Here is a 16,834-nt window from a genome sequence, read left to right as displayed (position 1 = left end):
CGGGCGGGTGACGCCTGAATGAAACTTTGATGAAGTCCCTTGATCAGAGCCCGGCTGGCAGGCCACCGGTCGCAGGTACAGCTGCGTCGGCGCGGCTCATCGCATAGACGCGAGCCAAAAGGCCGTTCATCAGACCGGTGTGCTGGTAGCGCATGCCGATCTTTTCCAGCACCTTTAGCGAAGCGGCATTGTCGACATGGGCAAAGGCGATGAACTCGTCCCGGATGTTGCGGTCGAAGACCAAACCAGGCAGCGCTGCGGCTATCTCCGTGGCGTAGCCCTGCCCCCAGAATTCTGGCGCGATCGCGTAGCCCAGCTCGAACTGGCCGGTGGCTGCAAACAGCGAAAAACCGGCACGGCCGATGAAGCGGCCGTCTTCTTGGCGCACAAGCTTCAGCTTGGTGATGCCAAACTGCCGATATTCCTCGACCCAGCCCGCCATCCGCGAGGCTGCTTCTTCACGCGTCCAGGGCTTGCCGTCGCGTGAGAGGTAGCGCGAGGCGTCGACCTGCGAATGCAGCCAGACGTGATCGTCCAGATCCTCGTCACGCCAGGTGCGGAGCAGCAGACGTGGCGTTTCCAGTATGGTTTCTTCGGCCATTACACCCTCAGTTCAGCCGCCGACGGCGTGACGCAGGCCAACGGGTCGATGCCTGCCGACCTCTCGCTCATCAATCCGATTGCATTGATTGCCACCATCGACCCGCCATCCTTGTGATTCCCGCGCTTCAGATGCTAAAGCCCTCGCGTCGCCGATCCAAAGCCGGATCGACTGTACCAATCGTCCGCCGAGAGAGAAAACCAATGTCTGCCTTCAAGTCCGATTTCCTGCGCACCCTTTCCGAGCGCGGCTTCATCCATCAGACCTCCGATGATGCCGGCCTCGACGATCTCTTCTGCAAGGAAACCGTGTCGGCCTATATCGGCTTCGACCCGACGGCTTCGAGCCTGCATGCCGGCGGCCTGATCCAGATCATGATGCTGTACTGGATGCAGAAGACCGGCCATCGCCCCGTGCCGCTGATGGGCGGCGGCACCGGCATGGTCGGCGACCCGTCGTTCAAGGACGAGGCGCGCAAGCTGATGACGCCGGAGATGATCCAGTCGAACATCGACGGCATCAAGCAGGTGTTTTCGAACTACCTGACCTTCGGCGACGGTCCTCGCGACGCAATGATGGTCAACAACGCCGAGTGGCTGTTGCCGCTCAACTATCTCGAATTCCTGCGCGATGTAGGTCAGCATTTCTCGGTCAACCGGATGCTGAGCTTCGATTCCGTCAAGCAGCGCCTCGACCGCGAGCAGTCGCTGTCGTTCCTCGAATTCAACTACATGATCCTGCAGGCCTACGACTTCGTCGAGCTCAACAAACGCTATGGCCTGCGCCTGCAGATGGGCGGCTCGGATCAGTGGGGCAACATCATCAACGGCATCGACCTTGGCCATCGCCTCGGTACCCCTCAGCTTTACGCACTCACTTCGCCGCTGTTGACGACCTCTTCCGGCGCCAAGATGGGCAAGTCGATGAACGGTGCTGTCTGGCTCAATGCCGACATGCTGTCGCCCTATGATTTCTGGCAGTACTGGCGCAACACCGAAGACGCCGATGTCGAGCGCTTCCTCAAGCTCTACACGGCAATGCCGCTCGACGAGATCGCGCGTCTGGCGGTGCTTGGCGGCTCGGAAATCAACGACGCCAAGAAGGTGCTGGCGACCGAAGTGACCGCGATGTTGCACGGCCGCGACGCTGCCGAGCAATCGGCTGACACCGCACGCAAGACCTTCGAGGAAGGCGCGCTCGCCGACACGCTGCCGACGGTTGAAGTCGCAGGCGACGAGCTGACGGCAGGCATCGGCCTGCTGTCCCTGGTCGTTAGGGCCGGACTTGCCGCGTCCAACGGCGAGGCACGCCGGCACGTTCAGGGTGGCGCTGTGCGTATCAACGACCAGTCGGTCAATGACGAGCGCCGCGCGGTGACGACGGCAGATCTGACGCCGGAAGGCGTGGTCAAGCTGTCGCTCGGCAAGAAGAAGCACATCCTGGTGCGCCCGGCCTGACGGGCGCTCCTCGCAGGATAGCAAAATGGCCGGCATTGCCGGCCATTTTCACGTCTGGGCCGGCCATTTTCACGTCTGGAGACCAGCGCCTTTTGCGCGCTCAGTACTCGAAGATCGCCCTGAAGATGCCGGGTGCGATAACCGACAACGGGTTGACGTGCAGCTTGGGTGCATTGGCGTCGCCCGACAGCTTGTAGGTGACGCCGATCAGGCCGCGGTCGCGGCCGTTACCCAGGATGACGCCGACAAGCGGCAGCTCGCCGAAGATGCGATTGAGGCCATAGGCCGGCATGAAAGTGCCGGTCATGTTCATCTGGCCCTGCTGGTCGTAAAGCACGCCCTGGAAGGTCGTTCCGATCAATGGCCCACGCAGGACGCCGTTTTCCAGAGCCAGATATTTCGAGCGCTTGTCGATCTCGGCAAAACCACGCTCAAAGCGGACACGCGAGGTGTCGATGTCCTTGCGCACGGCTTGGCTGAGGCTGCGATTGTCGCCGGCCGGCTTGCTGGAGACGATCGATGCAAGCCGCGGTTCGTCGACGACGACGAACTCGCGCACGTCGACCTGGCCCTTGAGCGGCCCCTCGCCTGCCGATTCCAGCGCCAGCGCCAGCGATCCACCCTGCATGCGCGCATAGACATCGAGGAAGCGTAGGATCGCACCGGCATCGGCAGATCGGACGTCCAGACGGCGCCCGCCACCTTGCAGTGTGTTGCTGACGGTAATCAGCCCGCCGGAACTGGCGGCCGCGCTGACCTTGAGCCCGCCGACCTTCGAGCCAGCGCCCGAATACTCCAGGCTGACATTCGAGAGCTTCTCGTTGCTGAAACCCACCAGGGTATCGACATTGGCGGTGACCGATATGGAATTCGACCCCGTCGATTTCGTCGCGCTGTCGACGTCGGACATGAATTGCTTGATCAGCGCGCGCGCATCGAGCGAATTGCCTTTGACCTGGACCGCATAGCCCTTGCCGGAACGCTTGATGGTTACAGCGACATCGTCGCCACGATTGAGTTGCACCTGAGCGAAGCGGGCAGAAGACAGGCTGCCATTGGCGAGCGCGACGTCACCCTTGATAGCGAACGTCTTTCCATCGAGATTGAAATCGGACAGCGTCGACCTGCCGCCGTCAGTCGTCATGGTGAATGACACCTCGGCAGCGATGCCAGGCCCCTTGCTCCATCCTACCCAGGGAAGGTCGAGCTTCGCCGCGGTCAGATCGGCAGTGATGTTGCGCTTGCCCTGCTCGGGCTGCTCGACATCGACCTTGATGGTTCCCGAGAGCATGTCCGACAGGCCGGGAATAAGGGCATTGCGCGCCTTGTCGTCGAGCACGAACTGGACATTGCGTTGCTTGTCGACGTCGTTGTCGCGCAGCGGCTCGACAAGGTCGAGTTCCGCCGGAACGCCATTGAGCTTTCCCTTGGCCACGATGACGGCCTTGTCGGGCGTGACAGTAATGTTGCCGTCAGCTTCCGACAGCTTCTGGCCGTCGAACTCCTTGGCGACGGCCAGACCGTCATAGTCAAGCGCCACCTTCCAATCGAGCTTGTCGGTGTCGATGCCGCTGGTCAGCGGGATGTCGGCCTTGACGTTGCCGGTGACGTCGCCCGTCAATTCCTCGGGCAGGATGCCGACGTGGCGCATTGCATTGATGGGCTCGTAGGATGCCAGTTCGGCGATCGCATCGGCGCTGCCCTCGACATCGATGTCTAGCGAACCGATAACCGGCATGACGTTGGCCTTGACGACCTTGAGCTTGCCGTTGCTCGCGGCAACCGTGCGGCCGCTGGGCATGAAGACCGTGCCTTGGGACAGCGATACGTCGACGTCGTTGCCATGGAATTCGACGATGCCCCTCGCGTCGCGGATCGGCGGAATGCGGCCGGCCGTATCGAAGCGCGAACCATCGATTTCGAAACGGCCGAACACTTCCTGTGCGTTGAGCGGCACGCCATTGCCGAGCCGGTTCGGCTTGACGTCGAACTGGACGTTGCCGTCGACGACGCGCCCGCCATAGAGGTTCTGCAACACCCAGAGCCGGGCATTTCGCGCCGAAAACCACGGCCACAACTGCTTCACATGCGCGACCGACATGTTGTGGATGTTGAAGGCGACGAAAATGCCTGGAGCCTTGCCTTCGACGAACTGGACCGCTGCCTTGCCGAGCGCCTCGCCGCCTGGTCCAGACTTCAGGCCGATCTGCTCGGCGGACAGCGTCTTGGTGATGATGTCATAGGTTCCGGCAACACGCGCCAGGAAATTGAGCGCAGGCTCCGGCGATTCACCCGGTGCCAGCTGCGAATCGCGACTGATCAGCTCGAACCGGTAGGCGGGATTGTCGCTGGCGACACCCGTCGCCGGGCGCGGGCCGATCGCTCCTCCAAAATCAAACGTCGAACGGCCGGTCGAGACAAGCAGTTTGCGGATGTCGAGCTTGTTGTCGCCGCTGGCGAGACGCAGGTCGACGGTGACGTCACCGACAAGCTGGCCGCGCTCGTGAAGATCCAGCGTCGACTTGCCGATCGATCCTCTGGCGATCAGTTCGGAGCCGTCACCGTCGACGCCTTCCTTGCCGGTGATGACCAGTTCGGCCGAGCCGATGCGGCTTGCCTTGGCAGCCGGAATGTCGGTCTTGCCAGCGAACGGGTCGGTCATCGAGACCGTCGCATCCAGTGCCGCGACCCGGTTGGTGCCGTTCTCGCGGGCAGCCGAGGCGGACAGTTCGACGTCGCGGCCGTCAATGTCGAAGTTGGCTGCGACACGCAGCTCGCCCGTTCGCGTCTTGGCCAGCGAGGCGTCGATGACACGCACGATGTTGACCTCACCGCCCGAAGGCAGGACGAAATCGACGTTGCCGAGCGCGATTTCGCGCATGGCGTCATACTGGACCGCGTCAAAGCCGCGGCGAATCCCGCGGAATGTCTCGTCCAGCAGTTTCTGCGGATCGACGAGGCCGTCCTGGTTGCGCAGGGCAGAACTCCAATCGGAACCGCCGCCGGCCGGCATCGCATCGACGACGATCCGCGCATCGGAAATGCTGGCGTTGCCGAGACGGACATTGCCTGTGAGCAACGGCAGAAGACGGATGCCGAAGCGCATCAGGCCTGCTTCGGCCATCGGCGAGCCCTCGGCGCGCGTGAGCTTGACGTCGGGAACCTCGACCGCGATCAGCCTGAGGCCATCGAGCGTCAGCCGCGCCTGCCCCATCGAGACGTCGACATCAACGCCGGCCAGGCCTTCGATGGCATGCTCGGCCTCTGCGCGCAGCCGGTCCTGGCCGAAACCGGAATAGCTGAGCGCTTCGATGGCGATGATCGCCAGAAGCACCAGCGAGCCAACAACCGCGACCGCGGCAAGGACGCAATGACCCGCGCGCCGCCGCACGGACGGACGTGGACGCGGCAGCTCCTGGCCCGCAGCCGACGGCAAGGCGCCGAGATCGGTAATCTCATCGCGCCTGAACCGGATTTTCTCGTGCCGGGGCACTTCCTGATCCACGCTATGTCCCGTAGTCGTTTCGGTCGTGGACGAATCCAAGTCCGGCATTATTAACCTGACATCCTTGCCGGCTCACCCCGTAACTTCAAACAAGGGTATCGATATGTCTGAACTCGACACAGGCCAAACCGCCCCGCAATTCACGCTGCCGCGCGACGGCGGGGGCATTCTGACGCTTTCCGACTTCGGCGGCAAACCTGTTGTCCTCTATTTCTATCCCAAGGACGATACATCAGGCTGCACGGCCCAGGCGATCGACTTCACCCAACTCAAGACCCAGTTCGAAAAGGCTGGCGCGGTGGTCATTGGCGTTTCGCCCGACAGCGCCAAGAAACACGACAAATTCAAGGCCAAGCACCAAATTGGCATCGACCTTGTCGCCGACGAAGAGCGAAAGGCGCTCGAGGCCTATGGCGTATGGACCGAAAAAACGATGTATGGCCGCAAGTATATGGGCGTAGAACGCTCGACGTTCCTGATTGGCGCCGATGGCAAGATCGCAAGGATCTGGCGCAAGGTGAAGGTGCCCGGCCACGCCACCGAGGTACTGGAGGCCGTGAAAACGCTCTAGCTAATATCGCATTGCGGAACCGATGCCCTCTCCCGGCGTTTCTGTCCGGACGACCTTATTTGGAGAAACAAGATGTTCCGCAGCATCATCCTCTGGATGATCGGCATTCCGATCCCGATCATCATTCTTCTTTGGCTATTCCTTCGCTAAACAGCGCGGTTTGCCGATGCAACTACGTCATATGTCTTCATGTGACTGTAAATACGACAACCAAGTAACGCGCCAGAAAGTCTTTTACAAAGAAATCCTCGCCATTATTTTCCTGGCGAGGATTTTTCTTGGCCGACGCTCAACGCCTCGGATTGGCATCGCCCCGGCAGCGCAAAGCTTTGTTAACCCTAATAATGTGTAATCGGATCGTCGCTGTCTCGTGATGAGAGTTCGGTCCGGTGAAAGCAGCAAGTCAGTCCGCCGTGTTCGGCAGGCGTAAAGAACCCCATACCGTCATCATTGCACGCGGCAACGAGATACGACATTTCACCGTGCGTCCCTGGGTCGCCGCGGCCGCCGGTTCGGCGCTCGCCGCCGTCGCCATCAGCTACCTCCTGGCCACCTCCTACCTCGTGCTGCGTGACGACCTGATCGGCGCTGCGACCGCGCGCCAGGCACGCATGCAGCACGCCTACGAAGACCGCATCTCGGCGCTGCGCGCCCAGGTCGACCGCATCACCAGCCGGCAATTGCTCGACCAGCAGTTGATGGAAACCAAGGTCAGCGAATTGCTGGAGCGGCAATCGCAGCTCAGCCAGCGCAACGGCAGGCTCGGCCCGATCCTCGACAAGGCGCAAGCGTCCGAAGTGACGGAACCCGTTTCTGACGGTAAGGCAGCCGACGAGCGCGCCGACATCTCCGTTCCAACAGGGCAGCCCCTCGCCTATGCGGCGGCTGACGCCGCGGCCGTGCGCCCATTCTCGTTCTGGTCGACAAGGTCGGCCGAGCCCGACAGCGAAAGTCGGGCTGACCGTGCCGATAAGCTGTTCGTCGCCATCAACAAGTCGCTGCGCAGCATCGAGGACGACCAGGTCGAGCGCATCGATGCCCTGGCCGACAATGCCTATCAGACCGCAGGCGCTATCACCGACGCGCTCGAGAATGCCGGCCTTCCCGTCTCCGCGGATTTCGGCAAGTCGGGTGTTGGCGGCCCGCTGGTGCCGCTCGACAACCCGATGGCCTTCGACAGTAAGGTCAAGGAGCTCGACGAGGCGCTCGACACGCTCGACCGGCTGAAGAAGGAGGCGCGTAAGCTGCCGCTCGCCAATCCGGCCGCCGGCCGTTCGATCTCCAGCACGTTCGGGGTCCGCACCGATCCGCTGATCGGCACGCCGGCTTTGCATTCGGGCATGGATTTTCGCGCCCCCTACGGCTCGCCCGCGCGCGCCACGGCTGCCGGTACGGTCATCAAGGCGGGCTGGAACGGCGGCTATGGCCGCATGGTCGAGATCGACCATGGCGGCGGCTTCACCACGCGCTACGCCCATCTCAGCAAGATTCTTGTCGCCCCCGATCAACAGATCGCGGTTGGCGACGAGATCGGCGAAGTTGGCAGCAGTGGCCGCTCGACCGGCCCGCACCTGCACTACGAGGTGCGGCGCGACGGCGAAGCGGTCGACCCGCTTCGCTTCATCAAGACCGGCAAGAAGCTCGGCCAGTACCTCTGAGCCACGCGGCCTGAGGCGGCGCCCGGAAACGTCATCCACAGGTTCAGATATCTGTCGCGCGCATCGCATGTTCTGGAACGCAGGCCGCTCTGCGACTCTGCGTGATGCCGGAATCATTTTGCAAAACAGCGCGCGAACAAAAAAATGACAGACGCCCCACAGGAGGCATCGCCTGCCAGCACGAATCATCAACGGCGGACTTTTCCGGCAACGCGATTCGCGACTGCATGCTGCGAACAATGGCAGCACGAACATGTTTGGAGATTTGGAGAAATCTGTGTTTCCCAACACCATTCGGCGCTCGGGTAAAACTTAACCTAGAGGATCAGTCGGCAAAGGCTAAGCCTTTGAAAAACTGGCGCGAGTGACGGGGCTCGAACCCGCGACCTCCGGCGTGACAGGCCGGCACTCTAACCGACTGAGCTACACCCGCGCTCTGGACGTTGGCGCTGGGCGCCGCGTCGTTGGCGGTGAATTACGGGGTTCGATGGGAGGTGTCAAGCGACATCGAGGAGATAATCGACAAACTTTGTCGTCTATTTTTCGATGTCCACAAAACCCGGCTTTCTGACCGCTTCACCTGCCCCAGCGGCATGCATTTGAACTTGCGGATCACAGGCGAACCGCTTATTGGTCCGCGCGGTTGGGGCGATTAGCTCAGTTGGTAGAGCGCTTCGTTTACACCGAAGATGTCGGCGGTTCGAGCCCGTCATCGCCCACCAAACTCCCTCTGATATTGCTTGCCGGCATGCGCCTCGTGGTGTTCGGGACAGCTCTTGCCTATGTGACGGGCGGCGTGCATCTGTGCGATGGCCACTTACCGCCGCCGGATATCCTAGGTCGCGTTGATTGAGGACGGCCAGCGCCCCCCTGCCGCCAAATCCTTATGACATTTTGATTTTCCAGCCGTCGCTGTCACCTCGAAACCCTATGTGTCGAGACGTATTGGTGCCACGCAAGCCGGCGCTCCACGCGTTGGCGCCATTGGGTGGCGAACGAAAATGTGGCTCAGCGCTATTGATCACGGATTGCAGTGGTACGACCGACTGCAGGTCTTCTCATCGGGGGATCCGTTCGAGCGGTTCGTGCCACAAAGGGTAAGCACGTCCGGCATCGAGACCGTCGCCGCCATATTCATGGTGGTGTCGATCATAGGTTCGGCCGCCGCGATCCTCGCAAAAATTGTACTTTGAACCGCGGGGACGCCAACTCACTGGCCCGATTGCGGCGCAGCGACAAGCGCTCCATAGTCGCCGCCATCATTGCAGTGCCCAGTTCGGAATCGTCATGCGCCGCGTTTTGCCTTCGCTACCCTCGCTGACGATCTTTGAGGCGGCGGCGCGTCATTCGAGCTTTACCCGCGCCGCCGAAGAGCTGAACCTGTCGCAGAGCGCGGTCAGCAAGCAGGTCCAGTCACTCGAATCATTCCTCGGCCTGCGCCTGTTCGAACGCATCCGGCAGCGCATCGTTTTGACCGAGGCCGGGCAGCTCTATCTCGCTCGGGTGCGCGAGGCCCTCGAGATCCTCGAATCGGCGACGATGGAGGCACTTGCCTTCCAGGGCGGCGGCGGCATGCTCAACATCGCCACGCTGCCGACCTTCGGCTCGCGCTGGCTCGCCTCCAGGATCGGCCGCTTCAGGGAGCGTCACCCCAGGATCGCGCTCAACCTGACGGCACGAACATGGCCGTTCGACCTGGTCGAGGAAAACATCGACGTCGCCATCTATTTCGGCGAAAAACCATGGCCCGGCGGCATTTCCGACCGGCTGATGGAGGAAGAGGTCGTTCCGGTCTGCGCGCCCTCGCTGATGGCGCCGAACGGACCGGTGAGCAGCGTTGCCGATCTCGGACGGGTCGCCCTTTTGCATCATCGAGCCCGGCCGCGCGCCTGGAAGGACTGGCTGCAAAGAGCAGATGACACCTCGGTCAATCCTTTCCACGGTGTCCGCTTCGAACAGTTCGAAATGATCATCCAGGCAACCATCAGCGGCATGGGCATGGCGATCGTCCCAAAGTTCATGATCGAGGTCGAGCTGGCCGACGGCACGTTGGTCGCGCCTTTCGGCCGACCGATGAAAAGTCCGGAATCTTATTTCCTCGTCTGTCCGGAACGGAAAAGCCATTTGCCGGCGGTGCAGGCCTTCAGGCAGTGGCTCTTGGACGAGGTGGCGGCGTCCAAACGGCCACCCACCATTGGCGACCAGGCACCACGTCGACCCGAAACGACAGTTCATTCCGTAGAGGAATGATTTGACGCGATCTTATCGTTTGAACGACCGTCGCCGGCCACTCTACTCTTCAGCTCACGACGCCGGACATTTCGATCTCGGTTTTGACGCCAGGCCGTTCCTTTCAGGGAAGCGGCTTGGCGCTGACCGAAGCTTTGCCGGAACGGCGTCCAACGACAACGGGGAGTGAGTTAATGGGAATGATCGGAAAACGAGCGGCCGGATGCATGCTTTCGCTCGCATTGGCAACGACGGCCGCCATGGCGCAGGAGCCTGATACGGCTGTGGTCCTGCGCATCAGCGATGCGGACCGCTACGATCCGCAGCGCTCCACGGCGCTCGCCGCAGCCGAAATTCTCTACATGGTCGGCGAAACGCTGGTGACGCTCGACCATGATCTCAAGACCCTCCGCCCCGGCCTGGCCGAGCGTTGGGAGGTCAGCGCCGACGGCCTCACCTACACCTTTCACCTGCGCCGCGACGTAAGCTTCTGCGATGCCAAGCCTTTCACCGCAAAGGCAGTGGTCGGCACGATGGATCGCTGGCTCAATCCGGATTTCCCGGGCGTCAGCAAATGGAAGGCCGGCAAGGTCGAAAGCGTAAAGGCGCTCGACGACTACACCGTCGAATACAAGTTGAAGGAGCCCTATTCGGAACTGCTGTACCAGATGACGCAGTTCAACTTCATCATCATCGATCCGGACCAGGCGACCGCACTGAAGGATGATTTCGGCGTCGCCGCCTTCAACGGCACCGGAGCGTTCTGCTTCCAGTCGTGGACCCCGCGCACCCAGACCGTTTTGACCCGTCACGAGGGCTATCGCTGGGGGCCTTCCTTCATGACCAATCCCGGACCGGCAGAGGTGGCGAAAATCGTCTGGAAGATCGTGCCAGAAGAGGCGACCCTTGCCGCCGCCTTGCAGACCGGCGAAGGCGACGTGTCCTTCGCGGTGCCCGCCTGGGCTATCTCACAGTTGCAGGCGACACCTTCGATCCAGTTGCTGCGGCCCGAAGCCGGCTTCCGCACGCATTATGTCGGCATGAAGATCACGCGCCCCGATCTGGGCGACAAACGCGTCCGCGAAGCGCTAAGCTTGGCAATCGACCAGAGCGCCATCGCCGATGCGATCTTCTTCGGCGAGGCCGAGGCGGCCAAGTCCTATTATTCCGAGGCCGCGCGCGACTTCAATCCTGACATGAAGCTGGACGCATTCGGCTATGATCCCGAAAAGGCCAAGGCGCTGCTCGACGAGGCAGGCTGGGTCTCCAAGGACGGCGGCGTCCGCATGAAGGACGGCAAGCCTCTGTCGTTGATCTTCTATGGCTTCACCGGCGATTCAGACAAGCAGATGGCCGAGACCATCCAGGGTGATCTGCGCAAGATCGGCGTCGATCTGAAGGTCGAGCTCTACGATCCGACGATCGTATGGGGCAAGCTGAAGACCCAGGATTTCGACCTGTATCAGATGAGCTATCCGTATCTGAGCGCGGGCGACGCCATGAACCTGTACTTCCTGTCGTCGAACATGCCGACGCCCAACCGGATGAACTGGAACGATCCCAAGACCGATCAACTGATCGACGCCGGCAACCGCGCGACTTCGGCGGAAGCGCGCTTTGCCGCCTTCGCCGAGGCCGGAGCGATCATCCACGACGCCGTATTGTGGAAGCCTCTGGTCAACGAGAAGCTGGTGGTGGTGGCTGGGTCGCGCGTTGCGCCGTTCAAGCCGCATGGCATCAGCGGTGCGCCCCTATACAACGGGCTGGACCTCAAGCTGGCAAAATGACGGCGACGGTCCACCGCGCCCGGCATGACTGCCGGTGCGGTGGACCGCTCGAACGCCAGGATTCGGGCCAGCCCCGAAACCTTGAAATGATGCCCGCTTGGGAGAAGACAACGTGACGCGACAGCTCCTTTGGCGCTTGTTGACCTCGATACCTGTGCTGCTCGGTGTGCTTCTGGTCGGTTTCCTGATGCTTCAGGTCATCCCGACAGACCCCGCCACCATTATCGCCGGACCGTCGGGTACGGCTGCCGAAATCGAAGACATCCGGCGCCAGCTCGGCCTCGACGCCCCGATCATGATGCAGTTCTGGTTCTATCTGCTGCGTGTCATGCAAGGCGATCTCGGCCGGTCGATCATCAACAACGCGCCGGTCGCCGGAGAGCTTATGACGGCGCTTGGGCCGACCATCGAACTGATGGTGGCAAGTCTGATCTGGGCGGTCCCGCTTGGCATCCTGCTGGGCACGCTTGCTGCCATGCGCCGTGGGCAGGTCTTCGACCGAGCCGTCACCGCGCTGTCGGTGGCAGGCGTCTCCGTTCCTGCTTTCTGGGTCGGGCTTCTGCTGTTGCAGTTCGCCGCGTTCCGCTGGCAGCTGTTTCCGCTGCAAGGCCGGGGCGGGCCGCTTTGGACGCTCAGCGGATTGCACCATGTCGCACTGCCGGCGCTGACGCTGGGGCTCATCTTCATCGGGCCGGTGGCGCGGATGACCCGCACCGCGGTTGTCGAGGTGCTGGGTGCCGACTTCATCCGCACCGCCCGCGCCAAGGGAGCATCTGAGTTCCGCGTCGTCACACGACATGCGCTGCGCACGGCGCTGATACCTGTCGTGACGCTGATCGGCCTGCAGATCGGCTCGCTGCTCGGTGGCGCGGTTATCGCCGAAACCATCTTCGGCTGGCCCGGCATCGGCCGGCTGGCGGTCGGCTCCATCGTCTCCAGCGACTTTCCGATGGCCCAGGGCTGCATCCTCGTGCTGGCCTGCGGTTTCATCGTGGTCAACTTCGTTGTCGATGCGCTCTACGGCCTGCTCGATCCCCGCATCCGGAGCAAGGTCCGATGAGCACCGACACCACCGCCCTCCAGACGGCAAACACCGCCGGCGCTTCGCGACCGCATCTGCTCCGGCACCTCGCCCGCGATCCCCTGGCCCTCATCGCCCTGATCTTCCTGGTCCTGATTGTCGTTGCGGCCATTCTGGCACCCGTTCTGGCGCCGTTCGATCCCTACGACACCAATCTCAGGATGCGGCTCCGCCCGCCGGGTGGCGACCATCTCCTGGGCACCGACACCCAGGGACGTGATCTGCTGACCCGACTGCTTTACGGCGCTCGGACGACACTTGCGCTTGGCTTTGCCAGCATCGTCGTCGGCAGCCTGATCGGCACCAGCATCGGCCTGGCCGCCGCCTTCTACCGCAGGCTCGAAGGACCACTGATGCGGCTGGTCGACATCCTTTTGTCGTTTCCATCGATCCTGTTTGGCCTCGCTCTGGCGGCCATGCTGGGCGTTGGCATGGACAGCCTGGTGATTGCGCTGGGCCTGTCTGCGGCGCCGCCCATCGCCCGCGTTGCCCGTGCCACCGCCGCCTCGGTGATGCAGGCCGAATACATGGATGCCGGCCGCGTGATCGGCCTTTCCGACAGCGCCCTGATCCGGCGTTACCTGTTGCGCAACTGCGCCGCGCCTATCGTCGTCTACTGCTCGCTGCAATTCGGCGAGACGATCCTTCTGGCCGCAGCCCTTGGCTTCCTCGGCCTTGGATTGCAGCCACCGACGGCGGAACTCGGCAGCATCGCTGCCGAAGGCCGCAGCTTCATATTCCTGGCACCGCATGTCTCGACCGCAGCCAGCCTGCTGATCTTCATGATCGTGCTTTCCTGCAACCTGCTGGGGGATGCGTTCCGCGACCTCACCGACCCGAAGCTGCAGCGATGACCCAAGACATACCCCTGATCGCGGTCCGCGGCTTGCGGGTCGGCTTCCATACCGCGGGCGGCACGGTGGCTGCCGTCGACGACGTCAATTTCAGCGTCCGTGCCGGCGAAACGCTGGCGATTGTCGGCGAGTCCGGCTCGGGCAAGAGTGTCATGTCGCTTTCGCTGCTGCGACTGGTCCCAAGCGCAATCACAACAGGCGAGATCCTGTTTCGTGGCGATGACCTGCTGACCAAGCCAGCCCATGCGATGCGTGACTTTCGCGGCGGCCGTATCGGCATGATCTTCCAGGAGCCCAACACATCGCTCAATCCGGTGCAGACGATCGGCGACCAGATCGTCGAGGCGATCCAGTTGCACGAGGCGGTCGGCAAGGCGGCAGCGCGCGCCCGTGCGGTCGAAGTGCTGGAATTGACCGGCATCCCCTCGCCCCGTGCCCGGATGAAGAGTTATCCGCATGAACTCAGCGGCGGCATGCGCCAGCGCGCGATGATCGCCATGGCGCTGGCCTGCCGGCCGGAGTTGCTGATCGCGGACGAACCGACGACCGCGCTCGACGTCACCGTGCAGGCCCAGATTCTGGACCTGATGCGCGAGCTCAAGGCGAATAGCGGTGCGGCCATCATCCTGATCACCCATGATCTCGGCGTGGTTGCCGAGATGGCCGACCGCGTCGCTGTGATGTATGCCGGCCGCATCGTCGAGATCGCGCCGGTCACCGATCTCTTCGACGGTCCGGAGCACCCCTACACGATCGGGCTGCTCAGTTCGATGCCTTCGATCGACGGCGACAGCGAAACGCTGACGCCGATCGAAGGCAGCATGCCGGATCCGCTGGCGCTGCCCGCCGGTTGCCGGTTTCAGCCACGCTGCCCCTTCGCCATCAAGCGTTGCGCGATGGAGGCGCCGCCGCTTGAGACCGTCAGGCCGGGCCATTTGTCCGCCTGCTGGCGCGCACCTCTCCTGGAAACCCTGACCCGGGGAGGACAACAATGACGTCGCCCACTGATGCATCTGCCCCACTTCTGAAAGTCGAAGGGCTGAGCAAGACGTTCAGCGTCGCAGGCGCCTGGCCATGGCAGAAGCGGACGCTGAGCGCCGTCAATGACATCAGCTTCGGCATCGCCCCGGGCGAAACCCTCTCTTTGGTCGGCGAAAGCGGCTGCGGCAAGTCGACCGCCGGACGCATGCTGGTCGGGCTGGCCGCGCCGAGCTCGGGCCGGATCCTGTTCGAGGGCCGGGAGCTGTCCGGACAGACCGCCAGCGAACAGCGCGCCATGCGCCGGCGTATCCAGTTGATCTTCCAGGACCCCTACGGCTCGCTCAACCCACGCATGACCGTGGGCGAACTGATCGCCGAGCCTGCGCTGCTGCATGGCCTGGCCGACCGCAACAGCGCCAATGACAGGGTCGCCGAACTGCTTGGCCTGGTTGGCCTGGCAAAGCGGCATGCCGGGCGCTATCCGCACGAATTCTCCGGTGGTCAGCGCCAGCGCATCGGCATCGCCCGCGCGCTTGCTGTCGAACCCAGGCTGATCGTCTGCGACGAGCCCGTCTCCGCGCTCGATGTCTCGGTTCAGGCACAGATCGTCAACCTGCTGCAAAGCCTTCAGGATCGCCTGGGCCTGAGCTACCTGTTCATTTCTCACGGCCTCTCCGTCGTCCGCCATATCAGCCATCGCGTTGCGGTGATGTATCTTGGCAATATCGTCGAGATCGGGCCGAAGGCGGCGATCTTCGACCAGCCGTCGCACCCCTACACCAGAGCGCTCCTCGCCGCCGCACCTGTGCCGCGGCCGGGCGCCCGCCAGGCCAGCGTTGCGCTGGCCGGCGACATGCCAAGTCCGCTCGATCCACCTTCGGGGTGTCGCTTCCACCCAAGGTGCCCGTTTGCGATCGAGCGCTGCCGACGGGACATCCCGGCCCTTTCTCCTGGCGGTGATGGGCGGCTGGTGGCTTGCCACCGCTGGCAGGAAATTCCCGCCTTTCAGGCAAACGCACCCGGCGCGCAGCACGCGCCGAAAACAACCCGGCTGCTGGCGCTCTACCGCCAGGCGGCCGCCAATTCCAACTCCCGCATGAGCAGCAACTGAAGATGTCGACGCAAATCTGGACACGGCTGGACTATGAACGAACGGGCAAGCAGATCGGCAATCTGCATTTCCCACACTCGGTTCATCGCTCCGCTTATGGCACGATCACCATCCCGGTCGGGGTCGTCGCAGGCGGCAAGGGGCCGACGATGCTGCTCACCGCCGGCACCCATGGCGACGAATATGAAGGCCAGATCGCTCTGACCAAGCTGCTGCAGAGCATCGATCCCGCCTCGATCAACGGACGGCTGATCGTCCTGCCGATGCTCAATGCGCCGGCAGCCCTTGCCGGCAGCCGTGTGTCCCCGCTCGACGGCGGCAATCTCAACCGCGCCTATCCGGGCGATCCCCTGGGCGGACCGACAGCAGCCATCGCCGATTATGTCAGCTCCGTGCTGCTGCCTCTTGCCGATTTCTATCAGGATTTCCATGCCGGCGGCTCGTCGCTGAACTATCTTCCGTTCGTTTCCACCCGCCGCAGCGGCGATCCGGACCTCGACAGCCGCGCTTTGGCAGCGGCGCGGGCCTTCGGCGCCCCGCACCTGCAGGTCTGGGGCTACAGTCCCGATCCCCGGCTCTCGACATCGGAGTCGAATCGCCAGGGCATCATCTCGCTTGGTGGTGAGTTCGGCGGCGGCGGGACGGTGTCGAGGCAAGGCCTGGCGCTGATCGAAAACGGCATCCAGCGCCTCCTCGCCCATTTCGCCATGGTGGAGCAGATGTTTGACGCTCCTTCACCTCCCGCGATCGAGTTCGAAGTGCTTGGCCGCGACTACTATGTCTATGCGACCGAGGACGGCGTGTTCGAACCCATGACCGATCTCGGAGATCGCATCGAGGCCGGCGCCCTCTGCGGCATGGTCCATGCGGTGGACGATCCAGCGCGCCCTGCCACACCCCAGCATTTCGACATCTCCGGCATCGTCGTTTGCCAGCGGCATCCGTCACTGGTCGTGCGCGGCGACTGCCTTGCCCATCTCGCAACACCAAGGATCTGAC

The 16,834-nt window shown here is 62.8% G+C and carries 13 protein-coding genes and 2 tRNA genes; 12 read left to right on the top strand and 3 right to left on the bottom strand.

Translation table 11 applies throughout. The annotated features are described in order from the left end of the window. Positions 1-43 precede the first annotated feature (43 nt). On the bottom strand, positions 44-601 hold the full coding sequence (locus tag IHE39_RS04690) for a GNAT family N-acetyltransferase (RefSeq protein WP_192565662.1): 558 nt from the start codon (positions 599-601) through the stop codon (positions 44-46). 203 nt (positions 602-804) lie between these two features. Between IHE39_RS04690 and tyrS the strand changes: the two genes are divergently transcribed. Next, complete coding sequence (gene tyrS / locus IHE39_RS04685; protein ID WP_192565661.1) at positions 805-2,058, top strand: tyrosine--tRNA ligase; 1,254 nt, start codon at positions 805-807, stop codon at positions 2,056-2,058. Between the two features lie 100 nt (positions 2,059-2,158). On the opposite strand, the gene IHE39_RS04680 is transcribed toward tyrS, so the two are convergent. Then, positions 2,159-5,563 (bottom strand): YhdP family protein, encoded by a 3,405-nt coding sequence (locus tag IHE39_RS04680; protein ID WP_192565660.1) that lies wholly within the window; start codon positions 5,561-5,563, stop codon positions 2,159-2,161. Between the two features lie 103 nt (positions 5,564-5,666). On the opposite strand from IHE39_RS04680, the gene bcp reads away from it, so the two are divergent. Together bcp and IHE39_RS04670 are read left to right on the top strand one after the other, a co-directional pair. Continuing rightward, on the top strand, positions 5,667-6,134 hold the full coding sequence (bcp, locus tag IHE39_RS04675; protein ID WP_192565659.1) for a thioredoxin-dependent thiol peroxidase: 468 nt from the start codon (positions 5,667-5,669) through the stop codon (positions 6,132-6,134). Positions 6,135-6,523: 389 nt separating this feature from the next. Continuing rightward, complete coding sequence (locus tag IHE39_RS04670) at positions 6,524-7,792, top strand: peptidoglycan DD-metalloendopeptidase family protein (protein ID WP_192565658.1); 1,269 nt, start codon at positions 6,524-6,526, stop codon at positions 7,790-7,792. Between the two features lie 356 nt (positions 7,793-8,148). Here the strand turns inward: IHE39_RS04670 and IHE39_RS04665 are convergent. Continuing rightward, a tRNA-Asp gene (locus IHE39_RS04665) sits at positions 8,149-8,225 on the bottom strand. 213 nt (positions 8,226-8,438) lie between these two features. Between IHE39_RS04665 and IHE39_RS04660 the strand changes: the two genes are divergently transcribed. The 9 genes from IHE39_RS04660 (at position 8,439) to IHE39_RS04620 (ending at position 16,833) form a co-directional block, all read left to right on the top strand. Next, positions 8,439-8,514: transfer RNA gene (locus IHE39_RS04660), tRNA-Val, on the top strand. A 279-nt stretch (positions 8,515-8,793) separates the two neighbouring features. Continuing rightward, positions 8,794-8,985, top strand: a complete 192-nt coding sequence (locus tag IHE39_RS04655; RefSeq protein WP_192565657.1) for a hypothetical protein — start codon at positions 8,794-8,796, stop codon at positions 8,983-8,985. A 94-nt stretch (positions 8,986-9,079) separates the two neighbouring features. Then, the gene (gene gcvA / locus IHE39_RS04650) at positions 9,080-10,042 is read left to right on the top strand and encodes a transcriptional regulator GcvA (RefSeq protein WP_192565656.1); all 963 of its coding nucleotides are present in this window, start codon (positions 9,080-9,082) and stop codon (positions 10,040-10,042) included. Positions 10,043-10,248: 206 nt separating this feature from the next. Continuing rightward, on the top strand, positions 10,249-11,808 hold the full coding sequence (locus IHE39_RS04645; RefSeq protein WP_192565655.1) for an ABC transporter substrate-binding protein: 1,560 nt from the start codon (positions 10,249-10,251) through the stop codon (positions 11,806-11,808). Positions 11,809-11,920: 112 nt separating this feature from the next. Next, positions 11,921-12,868 (top strand): ABC transporter permease, encoded by a 948-nt coding sequence (locus IHE39_RS04640; protein ID WP_165915944.1) that lies wholly within the window; start codon positions 11,921-11,923, stop codon positions 12,866-12,868. Beyond that, positions 12,865-13,743, top strand: a complete 879-nt coding sequence (locus tag IHE39_RS04635) for an ABC transporter permease (protein ID WP_192565654.1) — start codon at positions 12,865-12,867, stop codon at positions 13,741-13,743. The genes IHE39_RS04640 and IHE39_RS04635 overlap by 4 nt, the downstream gene beginning before the upstream one ends. Then, complete coding sequence (locus IHE39_RS04630; protein WP_192565653.1) at positions 13,740-14,738, top strand: ABC transporter ATP-binding protein; 999 nt, start codon at positions 13,740-13,742, stop codon at positions 14,736-14,738. The genes IHE39_RS04635 and IHE39_RS04630 overlap by 4 nt, the downstream gene beginning before the upstream one ends. Then, positions 14,735-15,835: an ABC transporter ATP-binding protein gene (locus IHE39_RS04625; RefSeq protein WP_184768921.1), complete on the top strand. Its 1,101-nt coding sequence runs from the start codon at positions 14,735-14,737 to the stop codon at positions 15,833-15,835. The genes IHE39_RS04630 and IHE39_RS04625 overlap by 4 nt, the downstream gene beginning before the upstream one ends. A gap of 2 nt (positions 15,836-15,837) precedes the next feature. After that, positions 15,838-16,833 (top strand): succinylglutamate desuccinylase/aspartoacylase family protein, encoded by a 996-nt coding sequence (locus IHE39_RS04620; RefSeq protein WP_192565652.1) that lies wholly within the window; start codon positions 15,838-15,840, stop codon positions 16,831-16,833. The last annotated feature ends 1 nt before the right edge of the window (position 16,834 follow it).

The organism is Aminobacter carboxidus (assembly GCF_014863355.1).
In the GTDB taxonomy this organism is placed as follows: domain Bacteria; phylum Pseudomonadota; class Alphaproteobacteria; order Rhizobiales; family Rhizobiaceae; genus Aminobacter; species Aminobacter carboxidus.
Note: the sequence above shows the minus strand (reverse complement) of the source record. Positions and strands in the feature narration are given on the sequence as shown.

Excerpts from the sequence above, each read along its gene's own strand:
- IHE39_RS04690 (WP_192565662.1), bottom strand. The coding sequence starts at position 601 with ATGGCCGAAGAAACCATACTGGAAACGCCACGTCTGCTGCTCCGCACC.
- tyrS (WP_192565661.1), top strand. The coding sequence starts at position 805 with ATGTCTGCCTTCAAGTCCGATTTCCTGCGCACCCTTTCCGAGCGCGGC.
- IHE39_RS04655 (WP_192565657.1), top strand. The coding sequence starts at position 8,794 with ATGTGGCTCAGCGCTATTGATCACGGATTGCAGTGGTACGACCGACTG.
- IHE39_RS04645 (WP_192565655.1), top strand. The coding sequence starts at position 10,249 with ATGCTTTCGCTCGCATTGGCAACGACGGCCGCCATGGCGCAGGAGCCT.
- IHE39_RS04630 (WP_192565653.1), top strand. The coding sequence starts at position 13,740 with ATGACCCAAGACATACCCCTGATCGCGGTCCGCGGCTTGCGGGTCGGC.
- bcp (WP_192565659.1), top strand. The coding sequence starts at position 5,667 with ATGTCTGAACTCGACACAGGCCAAACCGCCCCGCAATTCACGCTGCCG.
- IHE39_RS04625 (WP_184768921.1), top strand. The coding sequence starts at position 14,735 with ATGACGTCGCCCACTGATGCATCTGCCCCACTTCTGAAAGTCGAAGGG.
- IHE39_RS04620 (WP_192565652.1), top strand. The coding sequence starts at position 15,838 with ATGTCGACGCAAATCTGGACACGGCTGGACTATGAACGAACGGGCAAG.
- gcvA (WP_192565656.1), top strand. The coding sequence starts at position 9,080 with ATGCGCCGCGTTTTGCCTTCGCTACCCTCGCTGACGATCTTTGAGGCG.
- IHE39_RS04635 (WP_192565654.1), top strand. The coding sequence starts at position 12,865 with ATGAGCACCGACACCACCGCCCTCCAGACGGCAAACACCGCCGGCGCT.